This is a genomic window from Rhizobium sp. ZK1, from assembly GCF_047782645.1.
Taxonomy (GTDB): domain Bacteria; phylum Pseudomonadota; class Alphaproteobacteria; order Rhizobiales; family Rhizobiaceae; genus Rhizobium.
Window position 1 is genome coordinate 3848262 of the sequence record NZ_CP180586.1, and the last position, 26477, is coordinate 3874738.

28 protein-coding genes are annotated in these 26477 nt (G+C 59.2%); 12 read left to right on the top strand and 16 right to left on the bottom strand.

Translation table 11 applies throughout. The features are described 5' to 3' along the window. The first annotated feature begins 1 nt into the window (after position 1). The 3 genes from ACK9YZ_RS19500 to ACK9YZ_RS19510 are packed head-to-tail and all read left to right on the top strand — an operon-like array spanning position 2 to position 2846. Positions 2-1609 carry a heme biosynthesis protein HemY gene (locus ACK9YZ_RS19500; RefSeq protein ID WP_416064874.1) on the top strand — a complete coding sequence of 536 codons (1608 nt, stop codon included), beginning with the start codon at positions 2-4 and terminating at the stop codon, positions 1607-1609. Between the two features lie 18 nt (positions 1610-1627). Beyond that, positions 1628-2113, top strand: a complete 486-nt coding sequence (locus ACK9YZ_RS19505) for a TerB family tellurite resistance protein (RefSeq protein ID WP_216756191.1) — start codon at positions 1628-1630, stop codon at positions 2111-2113. Beyond that, positions 2103-2846, top strand: coding sequence for a glutamine amidotransferase (locus ACK9YZ_RS19510; RefSeq protein ID WP_216756192.1), 744 nt, complete (start codon positions 2103-2105; stop codon positions 2844-2846). The genes ACK9YZ_RS19505 and ACK9YZ_RS19510 overlap by 11 nt, the downstream gene beginning before the upstream one ends. Here the strand turns inward: ACK9YZ_RS19510 and ACK9YZ_RS19515 are convergent. Then, the gene (locus ACK9YZ_RS19515) at positions 2827-4071 is read right to left on the bottom strand and encodes an MFS transporter (RefSeq protein ID WP_216756193.1); all 1245 of its coding nucleotides are present in this window, start codon (positions 4069-4071) and stop codon (positions 2827-2829) included. The genes ACK9YZ_RS19510 and ACK9YZ_RS19515 overlap by 20 nt on opposite strands. A 137-nt stretch (positions 4072-4208) precedes the next feature. On the opposite strand from ACK9YZ_RS19515, the gene ACK9YZ_RS19520 reads away from it, so the two are divergent. Both ACK9YZ_RS19520 and ACK9YZ_RS19525 read left to right on the top strand, forming a co-directional pair. Next, positions 4209-4499, top strand: a complete 291-nt coding sequence (locus tag ACK9YZ_RS19520; protein WP_183734650.1) for a YggT family protein — start codon at positions 4209-4211, stop codon at positions 4497-4499. Then, the gene (locus ACK9YZ_RS19525; protein WP_416064875.1) at positions 4496-4807 is read left to right on the top strand and encodes a DUF167 domain-containing protein; all 312 of its coding nucleotides are present in this window, start codon (positions 4496-4498) and stop codon (positions 4805-4807) included. The genes ACK9YZ_RS19520 and ACK9YZ_RS19525 overlap by 4 nt, the downstream gene beginning before the upstream one ends. 58 nt (positions 4808-4865) lie before the next feature. Here the strand turns inward: ACK9YZ_RS19525 and ppa are convergent, their stop codons facing one another. From ppa to ACK9YZ_RS19545, 4 genes are all read right to left on the bottom strand, one after another. Next, positions 4866-5402, bottom strand: a complete 537-nt coding sequence (gene ppa, locus ACK9YZ_RS19530) for an inorganic diphosphatase (RefSeq protein WP_183734387.1) — start codon at positions 5400-5402, stop codon at positions 4866-4868. Positions 5403-5550: 148 nt separating this feature from the next. Then, the gene (locus ACK9YZ_RS19535) at positions 5551-6057 is read right to left on the bottom strand and encodes a GNAT family N-acetyltransferase (protein WP_216756196.1); all 507 of its coding nucleotides are present in this window, start codon (positions 6055-6057) and stop codon (positions 5551-5553) included. Between the two features lie 197 nt (positions 6058-6254). Further along, on the bottom strand, positions 6255-8075 hold the full coding sequence (gene typA / locus ACK9YZ_RS19540) for a translational GTPase TypA (RefSeq protein WP_216756197.1): 1821 nt from the start codon (positions 8073-8075) through the stop codon (positions 6255-6257). Between the two features lie 159 nt (positions 8076-8234). Beyond that, positions 8235-10322 carry a M3 family metallopeptidase gene (locus ACK9YZ_RS19545; RefSeq protein WP_416064876.1) on the bottom strand — a complete coding sequence of 696 codons (2088 nt, stop codon included), beginning with the start codon at positions 10320-10322 and terminating at the stop codon, positions 8235-8237. A gap of 204 nt (positions 10323-10526) precedes the next feature. Between ACK9YZ_RS19545 and ACK9YZ_RS19550 the strand changes: the two genes are divergently transcribed. Continuing rightward, positions 10527-10973, top strand: a complete 447-nt coding sequence (locus tag ACK9YZ_RS19550; protein WP_216756199.1) for a hypothetical protein — start codon at positions 10527-10529, stop codon at positions 10971-10973. Here ACK9YZ_RS19550 and ACK9YZ_RS19555 read toward each other — a convergent pair whose 3' ends face one another. Continuing rightward, a complete protein-coding gene (locus ACK9YZ_RS19555) occupies positions 10974-11615 on the bottom strand; it encodes a LysE family translocator (protein ID WP_416064877.1) in 642 nt (213 codons plus the stop codon). A 137-nt stretch (positions 11616-11752) separates the two neighbouring features. Further along, positions 11753-12976 (bottom strand): argininosuccinate synthase, encoded by a 1224-nt coding sequence (locus ACK9YZ_RS19560; protein WP_416064878.1) that lies wholly within the window; start codon positions 12974-12976, stop codon positions 11753-11755. Positions 12977-13164: 188 nt separating this feature from the next. On the opposite strand from ACK9YZ_RS19560, the gene ACK9YZ_RS19565 reads away from it, so the two are divergent. Then, positions 13165-14016: an SDR family NAD(P)-dependent oxidoreductase gene (locus ACK9YZ_RS19565; RefSeq protein WP_416064879.1), complete on the top strand. Its 852-nt coding sequence runs from the start codon at positions 13165-13167 to the stop codon at positions 14014-14016. 86 nt (positions 14017-14102) lie between these two features. Next, complete coding sequence (locus tag ACK9YZ_RS19570; RefSeq protein WP_416064880.1) at positions 14103-14744, top strand: LysE family translocator; 642 nt, start codon at positions 14103-14105, stop codon at positions 14742-14744. A gap of 24 nt (positions 14745-14768) precedes the next feature. On the opposite strand, the gene ACK9YZ_RS19575 is transcribed toward ACK9YZ_RS19570, so the two are convergent. The 5 genes from ACK9YZ_RS19575 to ACK9YZ_RS19595 all read right to left on the bottom strand — a co-directional run bounded on the left by ACK9YZ_RS19575 (position 14769) and on the right by ACK9YZ_RS19595 (position 19699). Further along, positions 14769-15563 (bottom strand): ABC transporter ATP-binding protein, encoded by a 795-nt coding sequence (locus ACK9YZ_RS19575; protein ID WP_216756204.1) that lies wholly within the window; start codon positions 15561-15563, stop codon positions 14769-14771. Next, positions 15560-16438 (bottom strand): ABC transporter permease, encoded by an 879-nt coding sequence (locus tag ACK9YZ_RS19580; RefSeq protein WP_416064881.1) that lies wholly within the window; start codon positions 16436-16438, stop codon positions 15560-15562. Before ACK9YZ_RS19580 ends, ACK9YZ_RS19575 begins: the two co-directional genes overlap by 4 nt. Positions 16439-16662: 224 nt before the next feature. Beyond that, complete coding sequence (locus ACK9YZ_RS19585; protein ID WP_416064882.1) at positions 16663-17616, bottom strand: ABC transporter substrate-binding protein; 954 nt, start codon at positions 17614-17616, stop codon at positions 16663-16665. A 93-nt stretch (positions 17617-17709) separates the two neighbouring features. Then, positions 17710-18945 carry a 23S rRNA (adenine(2503)-C(2))-methyltransferase RlmN gene (gene rlmN, locus ACK9YZ_RS19590; RefSeq protein ID WP_416064883.1) on the bottom strand — a complete coding sequence of 412 codons (1236 nt, stop codon included), beginning with the start codon at positions 18943-18945 and terminating at the stop codon, positions 17710-17712. A gap of 244 nt (positions 18946-19189) precedes the next feature. Further along, positions 19190-19699 (bottom strand): invasion associated locus B family protein, encoded by a 510-nt coding sequence (locus ACK9YZ_RS19595; RefSeq protein WP_216756208.1) that lies wholly within the window; start codon positions 19697-19699, stop codon positions 19190-19192. A 337-nt stretch (positions 19700-20036) separates the two neighbouring features. On the opposite strand from ACK9YZ_RS19595, the gene ACK9YZ_RS19600 reads away from it, so the two are divergent. Next, complete coding sequence (locus ACK9YZ_RS19600; protein ID WP_216756209.1) at positions 20037-20597, top strand: sigma-70 family RNA polymerase sigma factor; 561 nt, start codon at positions 20037-20039, stop codon at positions 20595-20597. Here the strand turns inward: ACK9YZ_RS19600 and ACK9YZ_RS19605 are convergent. Further along, positions 20594-20986, bottom strand: a complete 393-nt coding sequence (locus tag ACK9YZ_RS19605) for a YkvA family protein (RefSeq protein WP_416064884.1) — start codon at positions 20984-20986, stop codon at positions 20594-20596. The two genes, ACK9YZ_RS19600 and ACK9YZ_RS19605, sit on opposite strands and share 4 nt — an antisense overlap. A gap of 64 nt (positions 20987-21050) precedes the next feature. After that, positions 21051-21356 (bottom strand): 4a-hydroxytetrahydrobiopterin dehydratase, encoded by a 306-nt coding sequence (locus ACK9YZ_RS19610; protein WP_216756211.1) that lies wholly within the window; start codon positions 21354-21356, stop codon positions 21051-21053. A gap of 35 nt (positions 21357-21391) precedes the next feature. Here ACK9YZ_RS19610 and ACK9YZ_RS19615 point away from each other — a divergent pair, with 35 nt between their 5' ends. After that, positions 21392-21892, top strand: coding sequence for a low molecular weight protein-tyrosine-phosphatase (locus ACK9YZ_RS19615; RefSeq protein ID WP_416064885.1), 501 nt, complete (start codon positions 21392-21394; stop codon positions 21890-21892). Here the strand turns inward: ACK9YZ_RS19615 and thpR are convergent. Both thpR and ACK9YZ_RS19625 read right to left on the bottom strand, forming a co-directional pair. Next, on the bottom strand, positions 21799-22392 hold the full coding sequence (gene thpR / locus ACK9YZ_RS19620; protein WP_183734404.1) for an RNA 2',3'-cyclic phosphodiesterase: 594 nt from the start codon (positions 22390-22392) through the stop codon (positions 21799-21801). The genes ACK9YZ_RS19615 and thpR overlap by 94 nt on opposite strands. A 68-nt stretch (positions 22393-22460) precedes the next feature. Continuing rightward, a complete protein-coding gene (locus tag ACK9YZ_RS19625) occupies positions 22461-23105 on the bottom strand; it encodes an arylesterase (protein WP_416064886.1) in 645 nt (214 codons plus the stop codon). Between the two features lie 72 nt (positions 23106-23177). Here ACK9YZ_RS19625 and ACK9YZ_RS19630 point away from each other — a divergent pair, with 72 nt between their 5' ends. Both ACK9YZ_RS19630 and ACK9YZ_RS19635 read left to right on the top strand, forming a co-directional pair. Beyond that, the gene (locus tag ACK9YZ_RS19630) at positions 23178-23885 is read left to right on the top strand and encodes an ABC transporter ATP-binding protein (protein ID WP_416064887.1); all 708 of its coding nucleotides are present in this window, start codon (positions 23178-23180) and stop codon (positions 23883-23885) included. Next, positions 23882-26425 carry an ABC transporter permease gene (locus tag ACK9YZ_RS19635; protein WP_416064888.1) on the top strand — a complete coding sequence of 848 codons (2544 nt, stop codon included), beginning with the start codon at positions 23882-23884 and terminating at the stop codon, positions 26423-26425. The genes ACK9YZ_RS19630 and ACK9YZ_RS19635 overlap by 4 nt, the downstream gene beginning before the upstream one ends. Positions 26426-26477 lie beyond the last annotated feature (52 nt).

Here is a 26477-nt window from a genome sequence, read left to right on the forward strand (position 1 = left end):
TATGGTCCGCCTGGTTATCTTCGCGCTCCTCGTCCTCGTTCTTGCTTATGGTTTCTCCTGGCTTGCCGACCGCCCCGGCGATCTGTCGCTGATCTGGGAGGGTCAGATCTACCAGACCAAGCTGATCGTTGCGGCAAGCGCCATCATCGCATTGATTGCCGCCGTCATGGCGGCGTGGTGGTTCGTCCGCCTGATCTGGACCTCGCCGCATTCGGTGACGCGTTATTTCCGTGCCCGCAAGCGCGATCGCGGCTATCAGGCGCTGTCGACCGGCCTCATCGCTGCCGGCGCGGGAAACTCACTGCTCGCCCGCAAGATGGCGGCCCGCTCACGCGGTCTCATCCGCGCCGATCAGGAACCGCTGATCAATCTTCTGGAAGCACAGGCCGCTCTCATCGAAGGCCGCTATGACGAGGCACGCTCCAAGTTCGAGGCGATGGCCAATGACCCCGAAACACGCGAACTCGGCCTGCGCGGTCTTTACCTGGAGGCCAAGCGCCTCGGCGCCAACGAAGCGGCTCGTCAATACGCGGAAAAAGCCGCCGACAATGCGCCCTACCTGCCTTGGGCCGCACAGGCGACGCTCGAATATCGCAGCCAGTCCGGTCGCTGGGATGACGCCATCCGGCTGCTGGAACAGCAAAAGGCCGCCAAGGTCGTCGAAAAGGCCGAAGCCAACCGCCTGCATGCCGTACTTCTGACCGCCCGCGCCGATGACAAGCTGGAAAGCGACCCCGTCGGCGCGCGCGACGATGCCCAGCAGGCGCTGAAACTGTCGGCCGAATTCGTCCCCGCCGCGCTTATTGCCGCCAAGGCGCTTTTCCGTGACGGTGGTATACGCAAGGCAGCCTCCATTCTCGAACAGACATGGAAGGCCGGGCCGCATCCGGAGATCGGCCGCATCTACGTTCGCGCCCGCAGCGGTGACTCCACGCTCGATCGGCTGAAGCGCGCCGAGCGGCTGGAGAGTATGCGGCCGAATAATGTGGAATCCCTCCTCATCGTCGCTCAGGCGGCGCTCGACGCGCAGGAATTTGCCAAGGCCCGCGCCAAGGCGGAAGCCGCCGCCCGTATCGAACCGCGCGAAGCAGCCTTCCTTCTGCTTGCGGATATCGAGGAAGCCGAAACCGGCGATCAGGGCCGTATGCGCCATTGGCTGGCACAGGCGCTGAAGGCACCGCGCGATCCGGCCTGGGTTGCCGATGGCTTCGTCTCTGACAAATGGCTTCCCGTCTCGCCGGTGACCGGCCGTCTCGACGCCTTCGAATGGAAGGCGCCTTTCGGTCAGCTGGAAGGACCGGTCGAGGAGGGTTCGACCGCCCCCCTTGAAACGGCGCTGAAGACCTTGCCGCCGCTGCGCGAAACCCGGCCGGAAAGCGTGGTCAATGACCACCGCATCATCGAGCTGGAGCGGGCCGCAACGATTGCCGAAGCCGTGCGTCCGGTAACTCCTGCGCCCGCGCAGGCAAGAGCCGCCGAACCGTCTGCCTCCCGACCGTTGCCTCCTGCCCCCGAACCAAAACCCTTCTTTGGCGGCCTGCCGGATGATCCCGGTGTCCGTGACCCCAAAATGGAACCGGAACCGAAGACACGGCTCCGTCTTTTCTGAAATGGAACGAAAAACCGCATGCTCGAACGCTTTCAGGCCTTTTTCCAGCATCTGACCGCCGACCGTCCGAAATCAGGCTTTGCCCCCGATGATCCGCGCATCGCGGTCGCCGCGCTCTGTATGCAGGTCATGGAGGCCGACGGCCAGATCAAGGACAGCGAGAAGAAGCGACTGCGCAAGCTCCTGAAGGAGCAGTACGCGCTTGATGGTAAGCAGCTCGATGCGCTGATGGCCGCGGGGCGTGAAGCCGAAAGCTCGGCGGTTGATTATTTCCGCTTCACGTCCGATCTTAAGAGACATCTCAATACCGAACAGCGGCTGGAGCTGATCGGCATTCTCTGGGATATCGTCTATGCCGATGGCGAGCGCAGCGAGATGGAAGACCATGTGATCTGGCGGATCGCCGATCTCCTGGGTGTTTCTTCCCGTGAGCGTATTCAGAAGCGGCAGGAGGCGGCCGCGCGGGTTACAGACGCACAGGTGGTGCAGGACGATGCCGACTGACAGAATTATGAGACGCGATAAGCGCCCCATTCTCATCATTCTTCATCAGGAGCGTTCCAGCCCTGGTCGTGTCGGCCAGCTTCTCATCGAGAAAGGCTATGATCTCGATATCCGACGCCCGGTACTCGGCGATAAGTTGCCCTCCACGCTTGATGATCATGCCGGTGCAGTGGTTTTCGGCGGCCCGATGAGCGCCAACGATCCCGATGAGTTCGTGAAAGCGGAGATCGACTGGCTGGAGATACCGCTCAAGGAAAACCGCCCCTATCTCGGCATCTGCCTTGGTGCACAGATGCTGGCGCGCCAGCTCGGCAGCAAGGTCACTGCCAATTGTGACGGGTCCACCGAGATCGGCTGGTATCCGCTGCATACGACCGAAAGGGGTCGGCTGCTGATGCACTGGCCGAAAATGGTCTATCACTTCCACCGGGAAGGATTTGAACTGCCGCATGGTGCCGAGCTGTTGGCATCCGGCGATGCTTATCCCAATCAGGCCTTCCGCTACAATGGCAACGCCTGGGGCCTGCAGTTCCACGCGGAGCTGACACGGGTGATGATGCATCGCTGGGTGGTGCACGGCGCCCACCGCTTCATCCTGCCGAATGCACAGCAGGGGCGCGAACATCTTGAAGGTCGCATGCTGTTCGATGCGCCGCTCAGAGCCTGGCTCGACGATTTCCTGGATATCGTCTTCGAAGGCAAGACGGCGGCCGTTACGCCACTTCTCGCATAGGCGCGGCAAGCGTATCGATCTTCCGCAGCTTCGGGAATCCGGTTGCCCATATTGCAGCAACGGCGAGCGTGCCAATCCCACCGATAATGACGGCAGGGACGGCGCCAAAAACCGAAGCCATCGTACCCGCGCGGAATTCCCCGAGCTCGTTGGAAGCGCCGACGAAGACCGTATTGACCGCGTTGACACGGCCACGCAGATGGTCCGGTGTCCAGAGCGCGATCAGACTTTCGCGAACATAGACGGAGATCATGTCCGCAGCGCCCATGATGGCGAGCGCGGCAATGGAGACTTCGGTATTCGTCGACAAGCCGAAGACAATCGTACCGAGACCAAAGATGGCCACGCCGATGAACATGTACATCCCGGCCTTATGCTTAAGAGGATAAGCGGCAAGGAAAATTGCCATGATGATGGCGCCGACGCCAGGCGCCGAGCGAAGCAAGCCGAGGCCCCACGGCCCGAGCGTCAGGATATCGCGGGCAAAGATCGGCATCAGTGCCGTGGCACCGCCGAGGAGAACGGCGAAGAGATCGAGCGAGATGGCGCCGAGCACCACCCTCTCTTCTCGGATATAACGGAAGCCGCCGAGGATCATGTCCCAGCTCTTGGCCTCTCCCGCCGTCTTCTGCGGCGGCTTTGGAATCATGCAGAGCAGGATCGCACCGAGCGCGGAGAAGATAACGGCAACCCAATAGGCCGTCGAAGCGCTGACCCCATAAAGCAGACCGCCGAGCACGGGACCGGTTATGGCCGCGAGCTGCCAGGACGACGAATTCCAGGCGATCGCATTGGAGAGATCCTTCTCCGGTACGAGGTTCGGCGCAAGCGACTGCACCGCCGGCGCCATGAAGGCACGCTCGATGCCGAAGACCAGTAGAACGATGAAGACCGGGATCGGCGAAAATGTGCCCGTAACCGTCATACCGAGCAAAACCAGTGTGCAGAGCGCACCGACGAGTGAACAGATCGAGGCAATGGCGCGGCGATTGTGGCGATCGGCCACCGAACCGGTGACGAGGATGAGCACGAGGGACGGCAGGAACTGCACGAGCCCGATCAGGCCGAGATAAATGGCGCTCCCCGTCTGATCATACATCTGCCAGCCCACCGCGACGCTGACGATCTGCTGCGAAAACGAGAGCAGGAATCGCGCGAAAAAGAAGCGCGTGTAGGACGGATGCCGGAACGCGGCAAAACGGTCTCCGGTGGGCGAAAGCGACATAGAGCTTTTCCGAGGAAACGGCGCCAAAGCCGTGCAAAAGCGGCCGTTAAACATGATTCATCGTGCGGTTTCACACGGCACTTGCTCGTTTAGTCGCCAATGTCTACATGTCTGTCAACAACGAATTGGAGACGACGATGATTGCGCTGTTTCAAACCATTGATTTGGCTTTGCAACTTTACACTTGGATCCTGATTGCCAGCGCTATCTTCTCCTGGCTCTATGCATTCAACGTCATCAATTCCAGCAATCAGTTCGTCAATCAGGTCGGAACGTTCCTCTATAACGTCACTGAACCCCTGCTGCGCCCGATCCGTCGCCTGCTGCCCAATCTCGGCGGCATTGACATCTCGCCGATCATCCTTTTGCTGATCATCTTCTTCCTGCGTTCCTTCCTCTGGACGACGATCTATCCGCTCGTCGCTTGACCTCGCCCTGGAAGAAATTTGACGATCATATCCGCCTAGCCGTCCGGCTGACGCCGAATGGCGGGCGGGATGCCATCGACGGTATCGAACCCGATGGCGAGGGCGGAATGCTGCTAAAAGCGCGCGTGACCGCCGTTCCGGAAAAGGGAAAAGCCAACAAGGTGCTCATCGCCCTCATCGCCAAATCGCTCGGCATCGCCAAATCCTCCGTCGATCTCGTCTCCGGCGACACATCGCGTAAAAAAATCCTCCGGATCGATGGCGACCCGGAGGATTTGATCAGAAAGCTTGAAACGCTTTTCGGCTAAAGCAATTCCAGCAAAAGTGTGCAGCGATTCTGCGTCCGGAATTGCATAAAAGCTAGGATCAGGCCTTTTCCTTCTTGGCGCGCTCGATCGCTTCGAGGATGAGCGCGCCGGCTTCCTTGGAATCGCCCCAGCCGTAGATCTTCACCCATTTGCCGGGTTCCAGATCCTTGTAGTGCTCGAAGAAGTGCTCGATCTGCTTCAGCGTAATTTCCGGAAGGTCGGTGTAGTCCGTGACCTTCTCATAACGCAGCGTCAGCTTGGGCGACGGAACGGCAATGATCTTCTCGTCCTTGCCGGAATTGTCTTCCATCTTCAGAACGCCGATCGGGCGGACGTTGATGACACAGCCCGGGACCAGCGGGCGGGTGCTGGCGATCAGGACGTCGATCGGGTCGCCATCTTCCGAGAGCGTATGCGGTACGAAGCCATAGTTACCCGGATAGGTCATCGGCGTGTAGAGGAAACGGTCGACAACCAGCGTGCCGGCTTCCTTGTCCATTTCGTACTTGATCGGATGACCGCCGACCGGAACCTCGACGATAACGTTGACGTCTTCTGGTGGATTATTACCGATTGAAACGGCATCGATGCGCATAAGAAACTCCCGCGAGGTTGAATTGGTCGCAGCCAGTTAATCGGTTTCATCTCGCAACGCAACATGCCTCGCAAGCAATGCTTAATATGCAAGGACATCCAAAAGTCGAATATTTGCAGTGTGAAATGGGTCGGTTGCGAAGCCGTAATCAGTTCCAGATGAAGCCGATCTTTTTGATCTGCTTATGGTCGAAATTTTCCATGCCTTCGCAGAAATCGATACCGCCATGATCGCGATAAAAGCCGGCAGCCGTCTCGTTCTCTTCCAGGCACCAGACGACCATGCCGTTACAACCAAGGGATTTCAGAAGTCGCCGGGCTTCGCCGAAAAGCAGTTTACCGAGGCCGATGCCCTGGTATTCCGGACGCAGGTAGAGCTCGTAGATTTCGCCTTCCTGCGGCAGCGCGCGGGCGCGATTGAGACCGAGGGTCGCATAGCCCGCGACAGTGCCCGCAACATCGAGAACAAGCAACGTGGCAGGGCCACGTGTCGCCTTGCGCCACCAATTTTCGCCGCGGCGTTCGATCATCTGGGTGAGTGCGCGATGCGGAATGATGCCTGCATAAGTATGCTGCCATGAAAGCCGATGGGCTTCCGAAATGGCTCGGGCATCATGCGGTTCGGCCCGCCGGACATCAATCGACAACGTCTTCATAACGCTTACTCTGGTCCTGCCGGAGGCAATTAACCATATGCGACAGCCGCATCGTGATCGATTGCCCACAGACTTGATATGTGGACGACAGAGAAAATTTAACGCTTTTTTAACGATTGTCACAAGCCGGAATCGACGCGGCGCACAATAAAAAACCCCGGCGCAACGGCCGGGGTTTTAGGGATGGCTCGAGGCTCTTAGAGCGCCGCCTTCGACTTTTCGAACCGCTTGCGGTCGTTTGCGTCGAGATACATCTTGCGAAGACGAATATTCTTCGGCGTCACTTCCATCAACTCGTCGTCCTGGATCCAGGAGAGTGCACGATCAAGCGTCATGCGGATCGGCGGCGTCAGCTTCACTGCTTCGTCCTTGCCGGCGGCGCGGATGTTGGTGAGCTGCTTGCCCTTCAGGACGTTCACTTCAAGATCGTTGTCGCGTGAATGGATGCCGATAATCATGCCAGCATAAACCTTTTCGCCCGGCTCGATGATCATCGGGCCACGATCTTCCAGGTTGAACATCGCATAAGCGACAGCTTCGCCGGATCCGTTGGCGAGCAGCACGCCATTGACGCGGCCACCGATCACACCCTTGTAGGGCTGGTAGTCGTGGAACAGGCGGTTCATGATCGCCGTGCCGCGCGTATCCGTCAGCAGTTCCGACTGGTAGCCGATCAGGCCACGGGTCGGTGCGTAGAAACGCAGGCGAAGACGGTTGCCGCCCGACGGACGCAGCTCAGCCATTTCGGCCTTGCGCTCGGACATCTTCTGGACGACGACACCGGAATGTTCCTCGTCGACGTCGATGACGACTTCTTCGATCGGCTCCAGGAGCTGGCCGCTTTCGTCCTTGTGCATCACGACGCGCGGACGTGACACGGCAAGCTCGAAGCCTTCACGACGCATGGTTTCGATGAGAACGGCGAGCTGAAGTTCGCCGCGGCCGGAAACGTAGAACGAATCCTTGCCTTCGGCTTCTTCAATCTTCAGGGCGACGTTGCCTTCGGCTTCCTTGAAGAGACGGTCGCGGATGACGCGGCTCGTCACCTTGTCGCCTTCGGTGCCCGCCAGCGGGCTGTCGTTGACGATGAACGACATGGTAACCGTTGGCGGGTCGATCGGCTGCGCCTTCATCGCTTCCGAGACGGACGGATCGCAGAACGTATCGGCGACAGTACCCTTGGAAAGGCCAGCGATCGCGACGATGTCGCCCGCATGGGCTTCTTCGATCGCCGTGCGCTCGATGCCGCGGAACGCGAGGATCTTGGAAATTCGGCCGGTTTCGATCAGCTTGCCGTCCTGACCGAGAACCTTGACGGCCTGGTTCGGCTTGATCGAGCCCGATGCAATGCGGCCGGTGATGATACGGCCGAGGAAGGGGTTGGCTTCGAGGATGGTGCCGATCATGCGGAACGGGCCTTCTTCGACAGTCGGCTCCGGAACATGCTTCAGCACCAGGTCGAGAAGCGGCGCAAGCCCCTCATCCTTCGGGCCTTCCGGGTTGACGTTCATCCAGCCGTCGCGGCCCGAACCGTACATGATCGGGAAGTCGAGCTGTTCGTCGGTCGCATCGAGATTTGCGAAGAGGTCGAAGACTTCGTTGATAACTTCTTCATGGCGACCATCGGGACGGTCGATCTTGTTGATCGCGACGATCGGACGAAGGCCGACCTTCAGCGCCTTGGAGACGACGAACTTCGTCTGCGGCATCGGGCCTTCGGAGGAATCGACCAGAACGATCGCGCCATCCACCATCGAGAGAATGCGCTCGACCTCACCGCCGAAGTCTGCGTGGCCGGGGGTGTCGACGATGTTGATACGGACACCTTTCCATTCCACCGAGGTCGCCTTGGCGAGAATGGTGATACCGCGTTCCTTTTCAAGATCGTTCGAGTCCATCACGCGTTCTGCAACGCGCTGGTTCTCACGGAACGAGCCGGACTGTTTCAGGAGCTCGTCGACAAGGGTCGTTTTGCCATGGTCAACGTGCGCGATGATCGCGATGTTGCGAAGTGCCATTTGTCATAATCTCTGAGGCTGGGGCGCTACGCTTAGTGGACGCGCCATTTATGTTTGGCGCGCTCATACCGCTTTTTTCGCGATTGCGAAAGGGGGTGGCACGCGAAAGCTGCGGCATGGTTGTCACCATACCGCTTTGCTCCATGTCATCAAACTGTCTTATGCGTCGCTACCTGTCAATTCCTCGAAGGTCGCAAGCCCCTTCTTGACGAGCATCGCGTCCGGGCTCGGCAGCTTGCCGCGGAAAGCCTTGTAAGCCTCTTCCGGATCGACGGAACCACCGGTGGAGTAGATGTTCTCGCGAAGCTTCCTGGCCATTTCGCCATTAAAGGCATCGCCCGTCTCTTCGAAGGCGGCGAAGGCATCGGCATCGAGCACTTCAGACCACATGTAGGAATAGTAGCCAGCCGAATAGCCGCCGGAGAAAATATGCTGAAAGTGCGGCGTGGCATGACGCATGACAATCGATTTAGGCATGCCGATCTCCGAGAGCACCTCAGCCTGCACGGCCATTGGATCATCCACGCCGTCGCGTGTGTGGAAGGCCATGTCGACCAGCGCGGAAGATGTGAACTCCACGGTGTTGAAGCCGGAATTGAAGGTGCGGGCTGCTAGAACCTTATCGAGCAATGCCTGCGGCATCGGCTCCCCGGTTTCGAAATGCACGGCATATTCCCTAAGGATCGCAGGAACCGTCAGCCAGTGCTCGTAGAGCTGCGAGGGCAATTCCACGAAATCACGCGACACGGCTGTGCCGGCGACCGAGGGATAGGTGACATTGGACAACATACCGTGCAGCGCGTGGCCAAACTCGTGGAACAGGGTGCGCGCATCATCGAGCGAAAGCAGAGCCGGCTTGCCTTCGGCAGGCTTTGCGAAGTTACAGACATTGTAGATGATCGGCAGCTCGCCGTGATGACCGTTCTTCAGCATCAGCTTGTGCTGCGACTGAAAGGAACTCATCCAGGCGCCCGAACGCTTCGAGCCGCGGGCGAAATAGTCGCCGAGAAAGAGGGCGACCAGCTTGTCGTCGCGGTCGCGGATTTCGAAGACGCGCACATCGGGATGGTAGGCAGCAATGCCCTTCTTCTCCACGGCGCGAATGCCGAACAGCCGACCGGCAACATCGAAGCAGGCGTCGATGATTTTTTCGAGCTGCAGGTAGGGCTTCAATTCCGCTTCCGAGAAATTGAACCGCTGCGCCCGAATCTTTTCCGCATAGTGCCGCCAGTCCCAAGGCATAACCTCATGGTTCTTACCCTCGGCAGCGATCAAACCGGCAATATCGGCTTCCTCCTCATGGGCACGCTTCACGGCCCTTGCCCAGACGGCACGCAGCAGATCGTTCACGGCCTCTGGCGTCTTTGCCATCGTGTTGTCGAGCTTCAATTCCGCAAAATTGCCGTATCCAAGGAGTTTCGCCACCTCATCACGAAGCGCAAGCGTCTCGCGAATGATGCTCCTGTTGTCAGTCGCGCCGGCATTTTCACCGCGCGCCACCCAAGCTTTGAAGGCCTGCTCGCGAAGATCGCGCCGCTCCGAAAAAGTCAGAAATGGCTCGATGATCGAGCGCGACAGCGTTACGGCATACTTGCCGTCCTCGCCGCGCTCGCGGGCAGCAACTGCCATCGCATCGCGCAGGAAATCGGGAATGCCGGCGAGTTCGTCTTCACTGGAGAGAATCAGTGACCAGCTCTTCTCGTCGGCTAGGACGTTCTGCCCGAACCCTGTGCTGAGGCCGGCGAGTTTTTCATTGATCGCGGCAAGCTTCTCCTGCTCCGCCTTAGGCAGCTTGGCACCGGATTTGACGAAGCCTTTCCAATGCCGTTCCAGCACCCGCGTCTGTTCCAGCGTCAGGCCAAGGCTCTCACGTTTTTCCCAGAGCGCATCGATGCGCTTGAAGAGGTCGGCATTCATGCCAATCTTCGAATAATGCCGTGACATCTTCGGCGAAATATCGCGTTCCAGTGCCTGAATGACGTCGTTGGTATGGGCACCGGCGCGGTTCCAGAAAAGAGCGGAAACGCGCGACAGCTCATCGCCGGCGATTTCGAGCGCTATGACCGTATTGTCGAAGGTCGGTTCCTGTCTGTTACCGGCGATCTCGTCGATCTCTCTTTCGTGCGAGGCGAGAGCAGCCTCGAAGGCGGCCTCGAAATCGCCATCGGCGACCGCATCGAAACGCGGCAGGCCATGAAGGCCATTCCAGTTGACAAGTGCCTGATTGAATTGAATGGGAGAAGACATATGAAAGTCCTTTATGCCGGCAAGTGGATCGATAATATAGGAAGGCCATCACAGAATTGATATGTGGGTAACTTGGACTTTTGCCCGTCCGGCTAAATCTTGAGGGCAAGAATTGATACATGAAAATTAACCAATCGTTAACGATTGACGCGAATCGGGCCGAGACGCTAGTTTCTCTTAATCTTCATGTAAGAGGACATGCGCATGGAAATTTTTTCCCTGCGGTCTTCTCAGAGTTTGCTATTCAAAAACAATCCCAATAATAACGCAAAAAGTTCGAAGACCGCTGATATTACAATCGAGCCCAAGCCGGCTGTCGCCCAAGGTTCGTTCCAGATCGAAGATTCTGACAAAGGGCAGGCGCTCGATTTTACGGCCGTCAGCCCGGGTGAATTGCGCAGCTATGCGCGCCAGAGCTTCGATAACGGCCTGATCGATCAGAATACGTTTGCCGCGATATCCGAACCACTGCCGATGCACGCGATCGATCCGCTCGGCAATGTCATCGATCTATCCAACGTCACCGACGGCACGAGCTTCAACTTCCTCGACTACTATCGCAGCCAGCTTCAGATCGCCATGTCGATCGGCGATCCGAACGAGGTTCAGACGCTGAATTCGGTCGTTGGTTTCCTGGGCAGTGAGGCCTGATCAGGCCTTCCGCCAGCCGAGCAGACCAGGCGTTGCGTGCCACAGCGCCTGCACGGCAAAACCCATGAAGAGCACGCCCGAGCAACGGACGATCAAACGTTCATGCGCGCGGTAGAAGCGGCGCACAACGCCGGCGCCGATGATGCCGATCAGGATGATATCCGCGGTGATGAAGCCCACGAAGGAAACACTAAGCAACATCGGCAGCGCCTGGAAATCGAGCGCGTTCGCAGAGCCCGCAACTAATGCCGTGAACGTGGCGAGCGCCACTGGATAGCCCTTCGGATTGGTGACGCCGAAGATCAGCCCACGTCGGAAAGGCCGCTCCACCACCATCAATGCCTGCCCCTCCGCTTTCGGCTTGGCATTGATGGCGCTCCAGCCGATCCAGGCCAGATAGAAACCGCAGGCGAGCCCAAGCAGGTCGAACACGAAAGTGCCTATGGTCTTCGCCCCGACGATTGCGACCAGCGCCAGTCCCGACCAGATAAGATCGCCGACGAGATGACCCATCATGAAGAAGGCGCCCGCCCTACGCCCCTGCCCGGCGCCAATGCCGAGAAGCTGCAGGAAGGCCGGGCCGGGAATGAGCACATAGAAAAGCGCCGCCAGAAAGGCGCCGAGAAGCAGGGATTGCGGCATGGGAATGCTCCAGTGATGACGGCTAAGCTTATGCGACAACCTCGCCGCGTCAAGACGTTGCAACCTGCAATCGGCACAACAAAGAAAAGGCCCGCGCGACACAGCCGGCGAGCCTTTTAATATCGCTCTGAGACGACTTACTTCTTCAGGTTACGCTTGCCGAGCGTGCGCAGACGCAGCGCGTTGAGCTTGATGAAGCCTGCGGCATCCTTTTGATCGTAAGCGCCCTGGTCGTCTTCGAAAGTAACAAGCTTGTCGGAGTACAACGACTTTTCGCTCTCGCGGCCGATGACCATGACATTGCCCTTGTAGAGCTTCAGCGTCACTTCACCTTCGACGTGCTCCTGGCTCTTGTCGATCAGAGCCTGCAGCATCTCGCGCTCCGGCGAGAACCAGAAGCCATAATAGATGAGCTCGGCATAACGCGGCATCAGCTCATCCTTGAGATGTGCGGCACCGCGGTCGAGCGTGATCGACTCGATGGCGCGATGCGCTGCGAGCAGGATCGTGCCGCCAGGGGTCTCATAGACACCGCGCGACTTCATGCCAACGTAGCGGTTCTCGACGAGGTCGAGGCGACCGATGCCATTGTCGCGGCCGTAATTGTTGAGGGTCGCGAGCAGCGTGGCCGGAGACATCTCGACACCATTGATCGACACGGCGTCGCCCTTGCGGAAACCAACCTTGATGGTGGTCGCCTTGTCGGGCGCCGCTTCCGGTGAGATGGTGCGCATATGCACATATTCAGGAGCCTCCTGCGCCGGATCTTCCAGAACTTTGCCCTCGGAAGAGGAGTGCAGCAGGTTGGCGTCGACCGAGAAGGGAGCCTCGCCCTTCTTGTCCTTGGCTACCGGGATCTGGTGCTTCTCGGCAAATTCCAGCAGATCGGTGCGGCTCTTGAAGGCCCAGTCGCGCCACGGCGCGATGATCTTGATATCGGGGTTCAGCGCATAGGCCGAAAGCTCGAAACGGACCTGGTCGTTGCCCTTGCCGGTCGCGCCGTGCGCGATCGCATCTGCACCGGTCTTCCGGGCGATATCGATGAGGTGCTTGGAGATCAGCGGACGGGCAATCGACGTGCCGAGCAGGTAGACACCTTCATAGACGGCGTTCGCACGGAACATCGGGAAGACGAAATCGCGCACGAATTCCTCGCGCACGTCCTCGATGTAGATCTCCTTGATGCCCAGCATCTCGGCCTTCTTGCGTGCCGGCTCCAGCTCTTCGCCCTGGCCGAGATCGGCCGTGAAGGTGACGACTTCGGCGCCGAGTTCGGTCTGCAGCCACTTCAGGATGATCGAGGTATCGAGACCGCCGGAATAGGCGAGCACGACTTTCTTCACGTCTTTGTATGATGCCATAATGATGAGGTCCGTTGCATAAAGGCCGCGGCACACCCGCAAAGCCCGGTATCGCGGCACTTTTAGCGAGATTGGCGCGCGACGCAAGGGCAACGAGGACAGCAACCGGCCCGATAGGGTTTGACAGCGTAGAACCGGAGCCCATATTCGGCAACGTCCGAACATTGCTCTGAGGAGAGGCCAGTCCCGTGACGAATATTCAAGACATTTTCAAGCAATCCAATGTTGCCGTTGTCACCGGCGGTGCTTCCGGCATCGGCCTTGCCGCTGCAAAACACTTCGCCAGAGCTGGCATGAGCGTCGTCATCGCCGATCTCGGCGGCGAGAAGCTCGCCGACGCCCGTGCCGAACTCGAGGCGATTGCTGGCCAGGAACATGTGATGGCCACTGAGACCGACGTCTCGCAAAAGGAACAGATCGAAGCCCTCGAGCGCGCCGTCATCCAGCGCTTCGGCCGGGTGCATGTGCTGATGAACAATGCTGGCATCGGCCCCCAAACCTCGATCTTCAGCCCACAGGCCGGCTGGGACAATATCCTCGCGGTCAATCTCCTCGGCGTCATCAATGGCACAAGGACCTTCGGCCCAGGCATGGTCGCCCATGGTGAGCCTGGCCTCATCATCAACACAGGCTCCAAACAGGGCATCACCACTCCGCCGGGCAACCCGGCCTACAACGTCTCGAAAGCCGGCGTGAAAGTCTTCACCGAAGCGCTCGAACACGAGTTGCGCAACACCGAACGCTCGCAGATATCAGCACATCTGCTGATTCCAGGCTTCGTCTTTACCGGACTCACAAAGGGTGACCGCAGCGAGAAACCGACCGGAGCCTGGACGCCGGAACAGACGGTTAATTTCATGGTCGAAAGCCTGGAGCGCGGAGATTTCTATATTCTATGCCCCGACAACGACGTCGCACGCCCGGTCGACGAACGTCGTATGGCCTGGGCGATCGGCGACATCATCGAGAACCGTCCGCCGCTGTCGCGCTGGCACAAGGACTACGCCGACAGGTTCAAGGCCTTCGTCGAACAGAAGTAATCGGCGCCATAACAAGGTTTGATTGGTAATTTTCTGAAAGCCGGGTAAGAGATCCCCAGATCTTTTTCCGTCTTTCAGAGAAGACCATGGATTTCCTGCCGAGCTTTCCGACGCTTATTGCATTTGCCGCCGCCACGCTGTTGCTGGCGGCAACTCCCGGCCCTGACATGACGCTGTCGATCAGCCGTGCACTTGCGCAGGGCAAGAAGGCAGCCCTCTTCGTCGTTCTCGGCACCAGCCTCGGCATCGTCGTGCACACGATGCTGGTCGCCTTCGGCATCTCTGCGCTGATTACCGCCTCGCCGACCGCCTTCCTGATCCTCAAGACCGGGGGTGCGGCCTATCTCTTCTGGCTGGCCGTTCAGGCGATCCGCTTCGGCTCGAAGCTGACGGTCGCCAAGATTGAAGGTCCGAAGGGGACGATCCTTTCGAACGTTTCCTCAGGCTTCTGGGTCAATCTGTTGAACCCGAAGGTCATTATCTTCTTCATGACTTTCCTGCCGCAGTTCGTCAGCGCCAACGATCCCGCTGTCACACACAAGCTGCTTTTTCTCGGCTTCTGCTTCATCGTGATTGGCATGCCGGTCAATGCGACCGTCGTCATGGCAGCCGACTGGCTGGCGAGCTGGCTGCAGAAGAACAGGAAGGTGCTGCGCGGCATGGACTATACCTTCGCCGGCGTCTTCTCGGTCTTCGCCGCCAAGATCCTGCTCACCCAGGCCCGCTGATCAACCGATCAGCACGCTGCCGGCTTAGCCGATCAGCAGGGCATCGTCATCGAGCGTCTGGCCGCGCATCTTGCGGAACATGGCGATCAGGTCTTCCACCTGCAGGTTCTTCCTGTTGTCGCCGGCGACATCTAGAACAATCTCGCCGCCATGTAGCATGATCGTACGGTGACCGTAGTCCAGTGCCTGACGCATGGAGTGCGTCACCATCATCGTTGTCAGCTTGCGCTCGGAGACGATCTTCTGTGTGAGGTTCATGACGAACTCGGCCATGCCAGGGTCAAGTGCTGCCGTATGCTCGTCGAGCAACAGTACTTCCGAACCGGCAAGCGTTGCCATGACCAGCGAAACGGCCTGTCGTTGCCCACCGGACAGCAGGTCCATGCGATCCTTCAGCCGGTTTTCCAGTCCGAGATTGAGCTCGGCGATCCGCTCCTTGAAATAGTCGCGCCTGTTACCGCCGAGCGCCGAGCCAAGTCCGCGCTTTTCACCGCGCCGGGCGGCGAGCGCGAGGTTTTCCTCGATCGACAGCGCGCCGCAGCTTCCGGTCAGCGGATCCTGAAACACACGTGCAACCATGCCGGCACGCTTGGCCGTCGACTTGCGCGTCACATCGGTCTTGCCGATTAGTACCGAGCCTTCGCTCGGCATGACATCCCCGGCGAGCACGCCGAGCAGTGTCGATTTGCCAGCGCCGTTGGAGCCGATGACGGTGACGAAAGAGCCTTCCTCGATAGTCAGGCTGACGCCGTTCAACGCCTGCTTCTGCAGCGGCGTACCGCGCCCGAAAACGACCTTGATGTCCTTGACGCTGATCATGATACGGCACCTCGGCGAAGGCGGGGAAGAATGAGGGCGACGGTCACGAGCACGGCCGTCACGAAATTGAGGTCGGAGGCCTGCAGACCGACGACATCGCTCGAAAGCGCAAGCTGTATGGCGATGCGGTAGATGATCGAGCCGAGTACGCATCCAACAAGCGCAATCAGCAGCCCGCGGCGACCGAGCAGCGTCTCACCGATGATGACGGCAGCAAGGCCGACGACGATGGTGCCGACGCCAGATGTCACGTCGGCGAAACCGTTGGTCTGTGCAAAGAGTGCGCCGCCAAGTGCCACCAGTGCATTAGAAATCGCCATGCCCAGATAGATCTGCCTGCTGGTATCGACACCCTGGGCGCGGGCCATGCGGGCATTGGCGCCGGTTGCACGCATCGCAAGCCCGGCATCGCTTTCCAAAAAGCGCCAGACGACGATGACGGCGACAACAACCAGAACGCCGACGAAAAACGGGCGCACGTAAAAATCCCTCAGACCATGACCGAAGAAGGGGCTGATCATCGTATCGGCATTGATAAGCGCGACATTCGGTTTGCCCATCACTCGCAGGTTAACGGAGAAGAGCGCGATCATCGTCAGGATCGAGGCGAGAAGATTCAGGATCTTGAAGCGCACATTGAGGAGCGCCGTCACCATACCTGCTGCAGCACCTGCACTCATCGCAATCAGAGCCGCAAGCCAGGCATTGACGCCAGCAATGATCAACACTGCAGTCACCGCCGCGCCAAGCGGAAACGAACCGTCCACCGTTAGATCCGGAAAATCGAGGACACGGAACGCAAGATAGACGCCGAGAGCGACGAAGGAATAGACCAGGCCGAGCTCGACGGCCCCCCAGAATGCGATTTGGCTCAAGGCTTTCAGCCCCTTTTTGTTTCCGTTCCGCCCGTCGCGAAACCGGAGCCTTTTAGCGCATAACCCCTTAAATCGGAACCGATTTAAGGAAAGGATTACGCGCAGTTTTTACATTGTTACAGCGTCCTTTGCGCGCCGTCTGGCGCGCGGCGCTGTAATGCAACAGCCGCCCCCGTGCAAACGGGAGCGGCTGATTGTCACTAAGACCCTGGAACGACGGTCGTTTATTCAATGACCTTGTTCGCGCGTGAAATAACGCTTTCCGGCAGAGTCACGCCCATCTTGCTTGCGGCGGCCTTGTTAATGACGAGGTCGCTGCCAGCTGCGGTCTTCACCGCGATATCGCCCGGGTTTTCACCCTTCAGCACCCGCACGACGATCTCTCCCGTCTGTTTGCCGACATCATAATAGTTGAAGCCGAGCGCTGCGATCGAGCCGCGAGAAACGGAGTCCGTATCAGCAGTGAAGAGTGGCAGCTTGCTCTCTTCGGCAACGGCAACCGCACCTTCGAGCGCCGAGATAATCGTGTTATCGGTCGGGATGTAGATCGCATCGGCACGGCCGACCAGCGCGCGGGCGGCGCCCTGCACTTCGGCGGACTTCGTGGCAGCCGATTCTACGATGGTGATGCCGGCCTTGTCGGCTTCGGCCTTCAGCGCTGCCAGCAGCGAGACGGAGTTCGCCTCGCCGGAATTGTAGAGGTAACCGATCGTCTTCACGTTCGGCAGGATTTCCTTGATCAGCGCGATATGCTCGCCGACCGGCGACATGTCGGAAAGACCAGTCACGTTACCGCCGGGCTTGTCCATGTTCTTGACGAGTTGCGCGCCGAGCGGATCGGACACGGCGGTGAAGACGACAGGGATATCGCGCGTCGCGGAAACGACGGCCTGGGCGGATGGCGTGGAGATCGGCACGATGACATTGGGCTCATCACCGGCGAACTGGCGGGCGATCTGGGCTGCGGTTGCCGGATTGCCCTGCGCGGATTCGAAGACGAACTTGAGGTTCTCGCCTTCCTTGTAGCCGGCAGCGGCCAGCGCATCGCGCACGCCGTTGCGCGCTGCATCGAGTGCCGGATGTTCGACGATCGCGGTCACGGCAACCGTGACGTCATCGGCCTTCGCCGGCAGCGTCAGGGCCAAGGTTGCGGCAAAAGCCAGAAGAATTGAACGCATGAGTGTCCTCCAGGATGATTTTGAGGGCATTTTTAGGAAAAGTGCCCTCGATAATCAATCGCGGAGAATTGTAATGAAGATCAAACTTGCTGATCAGTCGTCGGCGCCGTGATTGGCGATCATCATCGCCTCGAAGGCAAGACGTTCCGTCTTTCGCATGCGCTCGGATTCCGACTTGAGCTGACCGCAGGCCGCCAGAATGTCACGGCCGCGCGGTGTGCGGATCGGCGAAGCGTAACCGGCCGAATTGATGAAATCGGCAAACTTCTCGATCTGCGCCCAGTCGGAGCACTGGTAGTTGGTGCCCGGCCACGGATTGAAGGGGATGAGGTTGATCTTCGCCGGCACGCCTTTCAGGAGCTGGATCAGTCCCTTGGCGTCTTCCAGGCTGTCATTGACGTCCTTCAGCATCACATATTCGAAGGTGATCCGCCTCGCGTTTGAAAGCCCCGGATAGTTCCGGCAGGCCTCGATAAGTTCCTTCAACGGATACTTCTTGTTGATCGGCACGAGAATATCGCGCAGGTCGTCGCGAACGGCATGCAGCGAGATCGCCAGCATGACGCCGATTTCGTCACCGGTGCGAAGAATTTCGGGTACGACGCCTGACGTGGATAGCGTCACGCGGCGTTTGGACAACGACAGGCCGTTACCATCCGTGGCGATCAACAACGCTTGCTTGACGGCATCGAAGTTATAGAGCGGCTCGCCCATACCCATCATCACGATATTGCTGACTTTGCGGCCTTCGGAAGGCACGACGGCGCCGACAGGCACGTCGCGATCCGGGAAGTCGCCCAGCCGGTCGCGGGCCAGCAGAAGCTGGGACAGGATTTCCTCGGCAGTCAGGTTACGCACCAGGCGCTGCGTGCCGGTGTGACAGAAGGAACAGGTGAGCGTGCAGCCGACCTGGCTAGAAATGCAAAGCGTACCACGGCCTTCTTCGGGAATATAGACGGCCTCGATCTCGACCGGCCGGCCGGCGCCCCGCGGCGGAAAACGCAGCAGCCACTTGCGTGTACCGTCATTGGAAATCTGTTCCTCGACGATCTCAGGCCGGGCGATAGTGAAATGCTGCTTCAGCATCTCGCGCATGTCCTTGGCGACATTCGTCATGTGGTCGAAATCGGAGACGCCGCGCACATAGATCCAGTTCCAGAGCTGCGAGACACGCATCTTGATCTGCTTGTCCGGCACGCCCTTTTCGCGCAGTGCCGCACCCATTTCCTCGCGCGTCAGACCGATCAGCGACGGCTTTGGCGAAAGCTCAACGCCGAGAGGCGCCCGCGTGGCGGGGTTGGCAACGGTCATCGCATCCATGACGGACATAATCTTCTAATCCCGAACTCAACATGGCAACCATCCCGGAAAGCCGGAAGACTTACGGGGCCGCTGACGCGTGATTGCAGAAAATGAATGGCGGAGCGGCGATAAATCGCGACCCTTCCGCAGCTGCGCGCCGCTTTAGCATCATTTTCGCCCCACGTCACTAGACATGGAAGCGTCACTATAGATGGAAACGACAGAGGCCGGCGCAAGGCCGGCCTTCGAAACATTGGCTCGAAACGCGAGCTTACTTACAGCTTTCGATCTGCTTCAGCGCAGCCGAGATGCCGGACAGAGAATAGCTGTAGGAGGTGCCGGTACCCTTGCGCGAGGTAGCGCTGACGGTCATGGAATGACCGGTCTTCATGGCTGCGACGAGCGCCGGCTCCTGAGCCGCATTCTCGACCCATCCGGCCTTGTCCTTGGTGAACATCACGAACGTTTTATTGTCGATCGTAACGTTGATCTTAGAATTTTCCTTCACCGTGTAGCCCATCATAGCCTGCGGCTCATAGGAAATATTCTGGCCAGGGCGCTGCGACACGATGAAGAAGTTATCACCATGATCGACGCTTGCCGGCTGCTTGGCGGTCGGCACCGAAAGCACGTAGCAAACGGTGGCGTTGCCGGACTTGTAGGAATAAGCGCCCCATGCCTGGAACTGCTGGATGCGGGTCGGAGCCGCCTGCTGCGCTGCCGCCACTCCGGTCATAGCAACTGTGAGGGCGAAAGCGGATACGATACTTTTTACAAACATGGAATTCCTGCCGGTTCTTGCGGTTCAAGGCCCGAAGCGATCATTGCGGGCGGCGCATAATCACGATCTGCTTTATTTTGACTTAATTCAGGTTACCAAATGGTCAACAATGGCTGCGAATTGTATCTAACTGTTTCATTTTCGCCCGACTGTTAGTTTGCGAACCGACAGCTGCGCGTAAGGGTTACCCGCTGCCTTGATGGTTGAGCCCATCGGATCGGCTGAATTTAAGACACAAAGATTCAGGCAAGAGTTTGACCTTTCTAAAATCCGTTGTAGGTCGTTAAGGTGAGGAAATTCAGATCGAAATCTTGGCTGCGGGGAGTTCGTGAGAGGGATGGATGCCGAGGAAAGACAGCGTTTCGCTGCCCTCGCAAAGGCCGTTGCCGATGAGCGCGACGAGTCGGCATTCTCCGTACTCTTCGACCATTTCGCGCCGCGCCTGAAATCGTGGCTAATGCGCCAGAAAATGACGTCAGGCGAGGCTGAGGAACTGGTGCAGGAGATTATGATCGTTGTCTGGCACAAGGCCGATCTCTACGATCCTACTCGCTCCTCGTTCTCTACCTGGCTTTTCCGCATCGCCCGCAATCGGCGCATCGATCTCCACCGCCGCGCGCTGGCGCGCGTTTTCGACGTGGAGGATCCGACGCTTCAGCCCCCGGAAGAAATGCGCGCCGACGAAATCGTCGCCAATGATGATCGTGATGCCCAGGTACGCGATGCCGTCGGCCAACTCCCGCAGGAACAGCGAGCGCTGTTGCAGGCCGCCTTCTTCCTTGGCCAGTCGCATACCGAAATAGCCGAAGCGACCGGCCTACCGCTTGGCACGGTCAAATCGCGCATCAGGCTTGCCTTCGGCAAGCTCCGGAACCTGCTGGAACGGGAAGAGACCTAGATCGTCTTCATGCCGTCTTCGGAATGGTCGGCAAGAACACGATCGGCCGCCTCATAGTGGCTTGGCCGGATATTGCCCCTGACCATGGCAAATGCCGCCGACAGAACGGCAATATCATCCGAAAAGCCGATAACGGCAAAGATATCCGGGATGACGTCGACAGGCATGACGAAATAGGCAAGGGCCGCCAGAAGCACGCCGCGCACTCTGGTGGGCGTCTGCGGATCGAGCGCGCAATAAAAGCCGGCGACTACATCGCGTGAAAACGGAATCTGCCGCACCGCACGACGAAAGGTCGGCCAGAATTTCCGCCGCACCGTCTTCTCGCGCCGGTTCTGCGTGTCCTCGTCGCCCGGCAACAGGATCTCTCCGTATTTGACCTCGTCCATCCCGATATCCCTTTTCCTCGCTCCGATCATATGGTGATGGCCCAAGCTGAATCAATCGGCCGATTCAATTGGGGCGTCTTGCCGCCGCCTTCTCCATGGCCTTTGCCAGCTTGAAGTCCAGCTCCGTCAACCCACCGGCATCATGGGTGTTGAGCTTCACCTCCACACGGGAATAGACGTTGAACCATTCCGGATGATGGTTGAGCTTCTCGGCGGCAAGCGCCGATTCCGCCATGAAACCGAAAGCCTCCACAAAGCTCGCGAATTTGAATGTCTTCGAAATCGAACTTGCAGAATCGTCGAGCACCCAGCCCTTGAGTTCGCCGAGCGATTGGTTGATTGCCGATCTTTCCAGCTTTTCCATTTTCATGCCATGCTCCTTTCATCCTTCCGTCGGATCCTCAGATGAAACGTATCAGTCTCCTCTTTGTTTGCATTGGCAATATCTGCCGCTCTCCACTCGCCGAGGGAATATTTGATCACGTTGTGGGCGAGGCAGGCCTTGGCGATGCACTCCGCATCGATTCCGCCGGCCTCGGCGGCTGGCATCAGGGGGGACTGCCCGACCCTCGCTCGATCGCCACGGCCAGCGCGCATGGCATCGACATTACCGGGCAGCGCGCCCGACAGATCTTGCCCGAGGATTTTGACGATTTCGATTTGATCCTCGCCATGGACCGCTCGAATGTCGTGGAACTGCGCCGCCATTCGCCACACGCAGACAACATTCGTCTCTTCGGCGATTTCGCGCTTGGCACCGGCGAAGATATTCCGGACCCCTATTATGGCGGCCCGGAAGATTTTGAACTCGTCTATGCGAGGCTCTTGGCCGGCTGCAACACGCTGGTCGAAAGGCTCGGCGCCATCAGCGGCTCGTGGAGCGGGAAGACTTCCTCGGTCAGGTAAGGCCCCCCGCCGACCGATTCGCGCGACGACAGAAGCACGAAACGCGGCACGGTGAAGGTCGAGGTCTGGAAGTTGCCGCGACCCGCGAGGTAGTGGACCACGTCATCGACACGGGAATATTTCAGCCGGGCAAGCGTGACATGCGGCGTGAATTTTCGCGGATCCGGCGGCAGGCCGATGCGTTGGCAGATCCGCTCGATCTCGCCTTGAAGGGCGTACATTTCCGGCGAAGGAGAAACGCCAGCCCAGATCGAATGCGGTTTCTTGGAGCCGAAAGAGCCGATGCCATCCAGCCGAAGCTGGAATTCCGGCCGGTCGATCCGGTCAAGGCGCTCGACGATTTCATCTGCGGTGCGGCCATCGACATCGCCGATGAAGCGAAGTGTGATGTGGTAATTCTCCACATCGATCCATCGTGCTCCGGGAAGACCACCACGCAACAATGACAGGCTCATCGCCGCATTGCGCGGAATTTCGAGGGCGGTAAATAGTCTCGGCATAACGAGCACTCCCCGAATCTTTTGCAGGTGCTCACACGGAATCACGCATTACAAACCTGTGCAAGCCCCTATTTCTTCACAGAAGAAATCGTGTTGACGAATTTTGTGACAGCCGGCTCCATCTTCTCCACCATCACGTTCACGCCCTTGGCATTGGGATGCATGCCATCATCGAGCTTCAGGCCCGCATCCAGCACCACACCGTCGAGGAAGAATGGATAGAGCTCAACCCCATGTTTTTCCGCAAGTTTCTGGTAGATCGGGTTGAAGCGTTCGGCATAGTCCGCACCCATGTTCGGCGGCGCCATCATGCCGGCAAGGAGCACGGCAATGCCACGCTCTTTTAACCGGCTTATCATCTGGTCGAGATTTTTTTCACTCTGTTCGGGCGGGATACCGCGAAGCGCATCATTGGCGCCAAGTTCGAGGATCACCCCGTCGGTTCCGTCAGGAACGGACCAGTCGATTCGCGCAAGCCCACCTGTGGTCGTGTCACCCGAGACGCCGGCATTGGTGATCGAAACGTCAATCCCTCTGGCCCTTAGAGCCGTCTGCAGCTTCTCTGGAAAGCCGTCGCCTGGCGGCAACTGGTAACCTGCCATCAGGCTATCGCCGAAACCGACCAGATTGATCGTACGCGCTTCGGCAACTGTCGAGAAAACCAGCGAGAAGATGATGACAGCGAAGTGAAGGGCGGCAACTTTAAATCTCATAATGCTTTCCCTAGATTGGCTAGGTGCCGTTATGCGGCCATTCGGTTAGGGAATTATATAGGGCGATTTCTGTTGGCCAAAACCATCATCGATCTGAAACACGCCGATTTGACGCTCGGCAATGCCGCTGCCTCCGTGCATGTGCTGAAGGGCATCGATCTGGAGATCAGCGCCGGCGAATCCGTCGGCATCGTCGGCCCCTCGGGCTCCGGCAAGTCGACGCTGCTGATGGTGCTTGCGGGACTGGAAAAGCTCGACAGCGGCGAGATCAACATCAATGACACACCGCTTCATGCGCTGAGCGAGGATCAGGTCGCAGATTTCCGCGGCCGCAACATCGGCATCGTCTTCCAGTCCTTTCATCTGATTGCCAACATGACGGCGCTGGAAAACGTCGCGGTGCCGCTCGAGCTCGCCAATATTCCCAACCCCTTCGAGATCGCCCAACGCGAGCTGAATACCGTCGGCCTCGGCGAACGCCTGAGCCACTATCCCGGCCAGCTCTCCGGCGGCGAACAGCAGCGTGTGGCGATCGCCCGCGCGCTGGCACCATCTCCCGCCCTGCTGATAGCCGACGAGCCGACCGGCAATCTCGACACCGATACCGGCCGGCAGATTGCCGACCTCCTGTTTTCCAAGCAGGCCGAACGCGGCACGACCCTGCTGCTGGTGACCCATGATATCGGCCTTGCCAACCGCTGCTCACGTCAGATCCGCGTCCGCTCCGGCCGCATCGAAGGTGATAGTGCCGTCCGCCAATCCGAGGCGGCGATTGCATGACGATCGTTACGCCGCGTATCTCGCTCGCCTTCCGTCTGGCCCTGCGCGAGCTGCGCGGCGGCCTGAAGGGCTTCTACATTTTCCTCGCCTGCATCGCACTCGGCACTGCGGCAATCGCCGCCGTCAATTCGGTGTCGCAGTCGATCACAGATACGATCGCTTCGCAGGGGCAGGAGCTTCTTGCTGGCGACGTTCGTTTCGAGCTCAACAACCGTGAAGCCACACCAGAGGAGATGAATTTCCTGCGCGGCCTCGGAGAAGTCTCCGTCTCCACCGGCCTTCGCTCCATGGCCCGCAAGCCCGACGGATCCGATCAAGCGTTGGTCGAGGTCAAGGCCGTCGACGAGGCCTATCCTCTCTACGGCACCTTCGAAGCGGAACCGAACTATCCGCTCGCCTCCATGCTATCAGGAGAAGGCGGTACCTACGGCGCCATTGTAGCCCCACTACTGCTGGAGCGGCTGGGGTTGCAGATCGGCGATGAATTGCTGCTCGGAAACGTCAAGCTCAGCATCACGGGTACCGTCAAGACGGAACCGGATGCGCTCTCGGAAGGCTTCGGTTTCGCCCCCCGCATGCTGGTCAGCCGGAATGCGCTTCAAGCCTCCGGGCTGATCCAGACAGGCAGCCTTGTGGAGCATGCCTACAAGATCAAGCTCGAAGACCGTGGCGCGATGGCCGGCATCCAGGCCCGCGCTACCAGAGAATTTCCTTCGGCCGGCTGGTCGATCCGCACCAGTGATCGTGCAGCACCGTCGCTGACGGAAAACATCACCCGCTTCTCACAGTTCCTGACGCTGGTCGGCCTGACCGCTCTGATCGTCGGCGGCGTCGGCGTCGCCAACGCGGTACGCGCCTTCCTCGACGCCAAACGAACCACGATCGCGACCTTCAAATGCCTCGGCGCGCCGGCGGCCGTCGTGGTGTGGATCTATCTGTTCCAGATCGCCATCATCGCGGCGGGCGGCGTCGTGATCGGCCTGGTGCTTGGCGCGCTGTCACCAATGCTGGCCGCACAGTTCCTTGCCCAATTCCTGCCAGTTTCTACCGATCCGACGCTCTATCCCGGCGCGCTGTTGCTTGCGGCCCTCTTCGGCATACTGACGACACTTGCCTTCGCCATCCTGCCGCTCGGCCATGCACGCGAGGTTCCGGCAACCGCGCTCTTCCGCGAGCAAGGTTTTGAAGCCCGCCGCCTGCCCTCCTGGCCCTATGTGCTGCTGGCCGTGCTCTTCCTGGCCGCATTGGCCAGCCTTGCCATCTTTACCGCCTATGACCGCTTCATTGCTGTGGTCTTCGTCGGAGCCATTATCTTCGCCTTCGTCATTCTGCGTCTTGTCGCGGCTCTGATCGCCTGGCTGGCGCGCAGGAGCCCGCGCGTAAATTCGCCGGCGCTCCGGCTGGCGATCGGCAATATTCATCGCCCCGGCGCTTTGACACCCTCCGTCGTCCTTTCGCTCGGCCTCGGCCTTGCGCTGCTGGTGACCCTGACGCTGATCGACGGCAACCTGCGCCAGCAATTGACCGGCCGCATGAATGAAGGCGCGCCGAATTTCTTCTTCGTTGATATCCAGGGCGCCGAACTCGATACCTTCCGCAACCTGATCCACACCCGGTCACCAAATGGCAAACTGGTGGAAGTGCCGATGCTGCGCGGCCGCATCATCGCCTTTAACGGCCAGGACGTGACCAAGATGAATGTTCCCGCTGCTGGCCGCTGGGTGCTCAACGGCGACCGCGGCATCACTTACGAGGAAAGCCCGCCGGAAAATTCGACACTTGTCGAAGGTCAGTGGTGGGCAAAGGACTACAGTGGCGAGCCGCTTGTTTCCTTTTCCGCGGAAGAGGCACATGAACTCGGCCTCAAGATCGGCGATACTGTGACTGTCAACGTCCTCGGCCGCAACATCACGGCCAAGATCGCCAATCTGCGGCGGGTCGAGTGGGAATCGCTGTCGATCAACTTCGTGATGGTCTTCTCTCCGAACACGTTCCGGGGTGCCCCACATGCGTGGCTTGCGACACTGACCGACCCTGCCTCGACCGAGGCGGATGACGCTGCAATCCTGAAATCCGTGACCAACACCTATCCGACGATCACCAGCGTGCGTGTCAAGGACGCGATCGATATCGTCAACCAGCTGGTCGGCGAGCTTGCAACCGCGATCCGCGCTGCAGCTTCCGTCGCCCTCATCGCTTCCGTCCTCGTGCTGGCTGGTGCACTTGCCGCCGGCAACCGTGCGCGAACGCATGATGCGGTGGTGTTGAAAACTCTTGGCGCGACGAGAGCCATGCTGATCCGCGCCTTCAGCTACGAATATCTGATCCTCGGCGTTGCCACCGCCATCTTCGCACTCTTTGCCGGCGGCGTGGCCGCCTGGTTCATCGTCAGCCGCATCATGCGCCTGCCCTCCAGCTTCATGCCCGATGTCGCCGGACTCACGCTCATCACCGCTCTCGTATTGACTGTCGGCATCGGCCTCATCGGCACCTGGCGCATTCTCGGGCAGAAGGCAGCACCCGTTTTGCGCGAGCTGTAGCGGTTGGGATGCTCAAATCCCTTCACCTTACGGCGATTTAACCGAGCGGCTG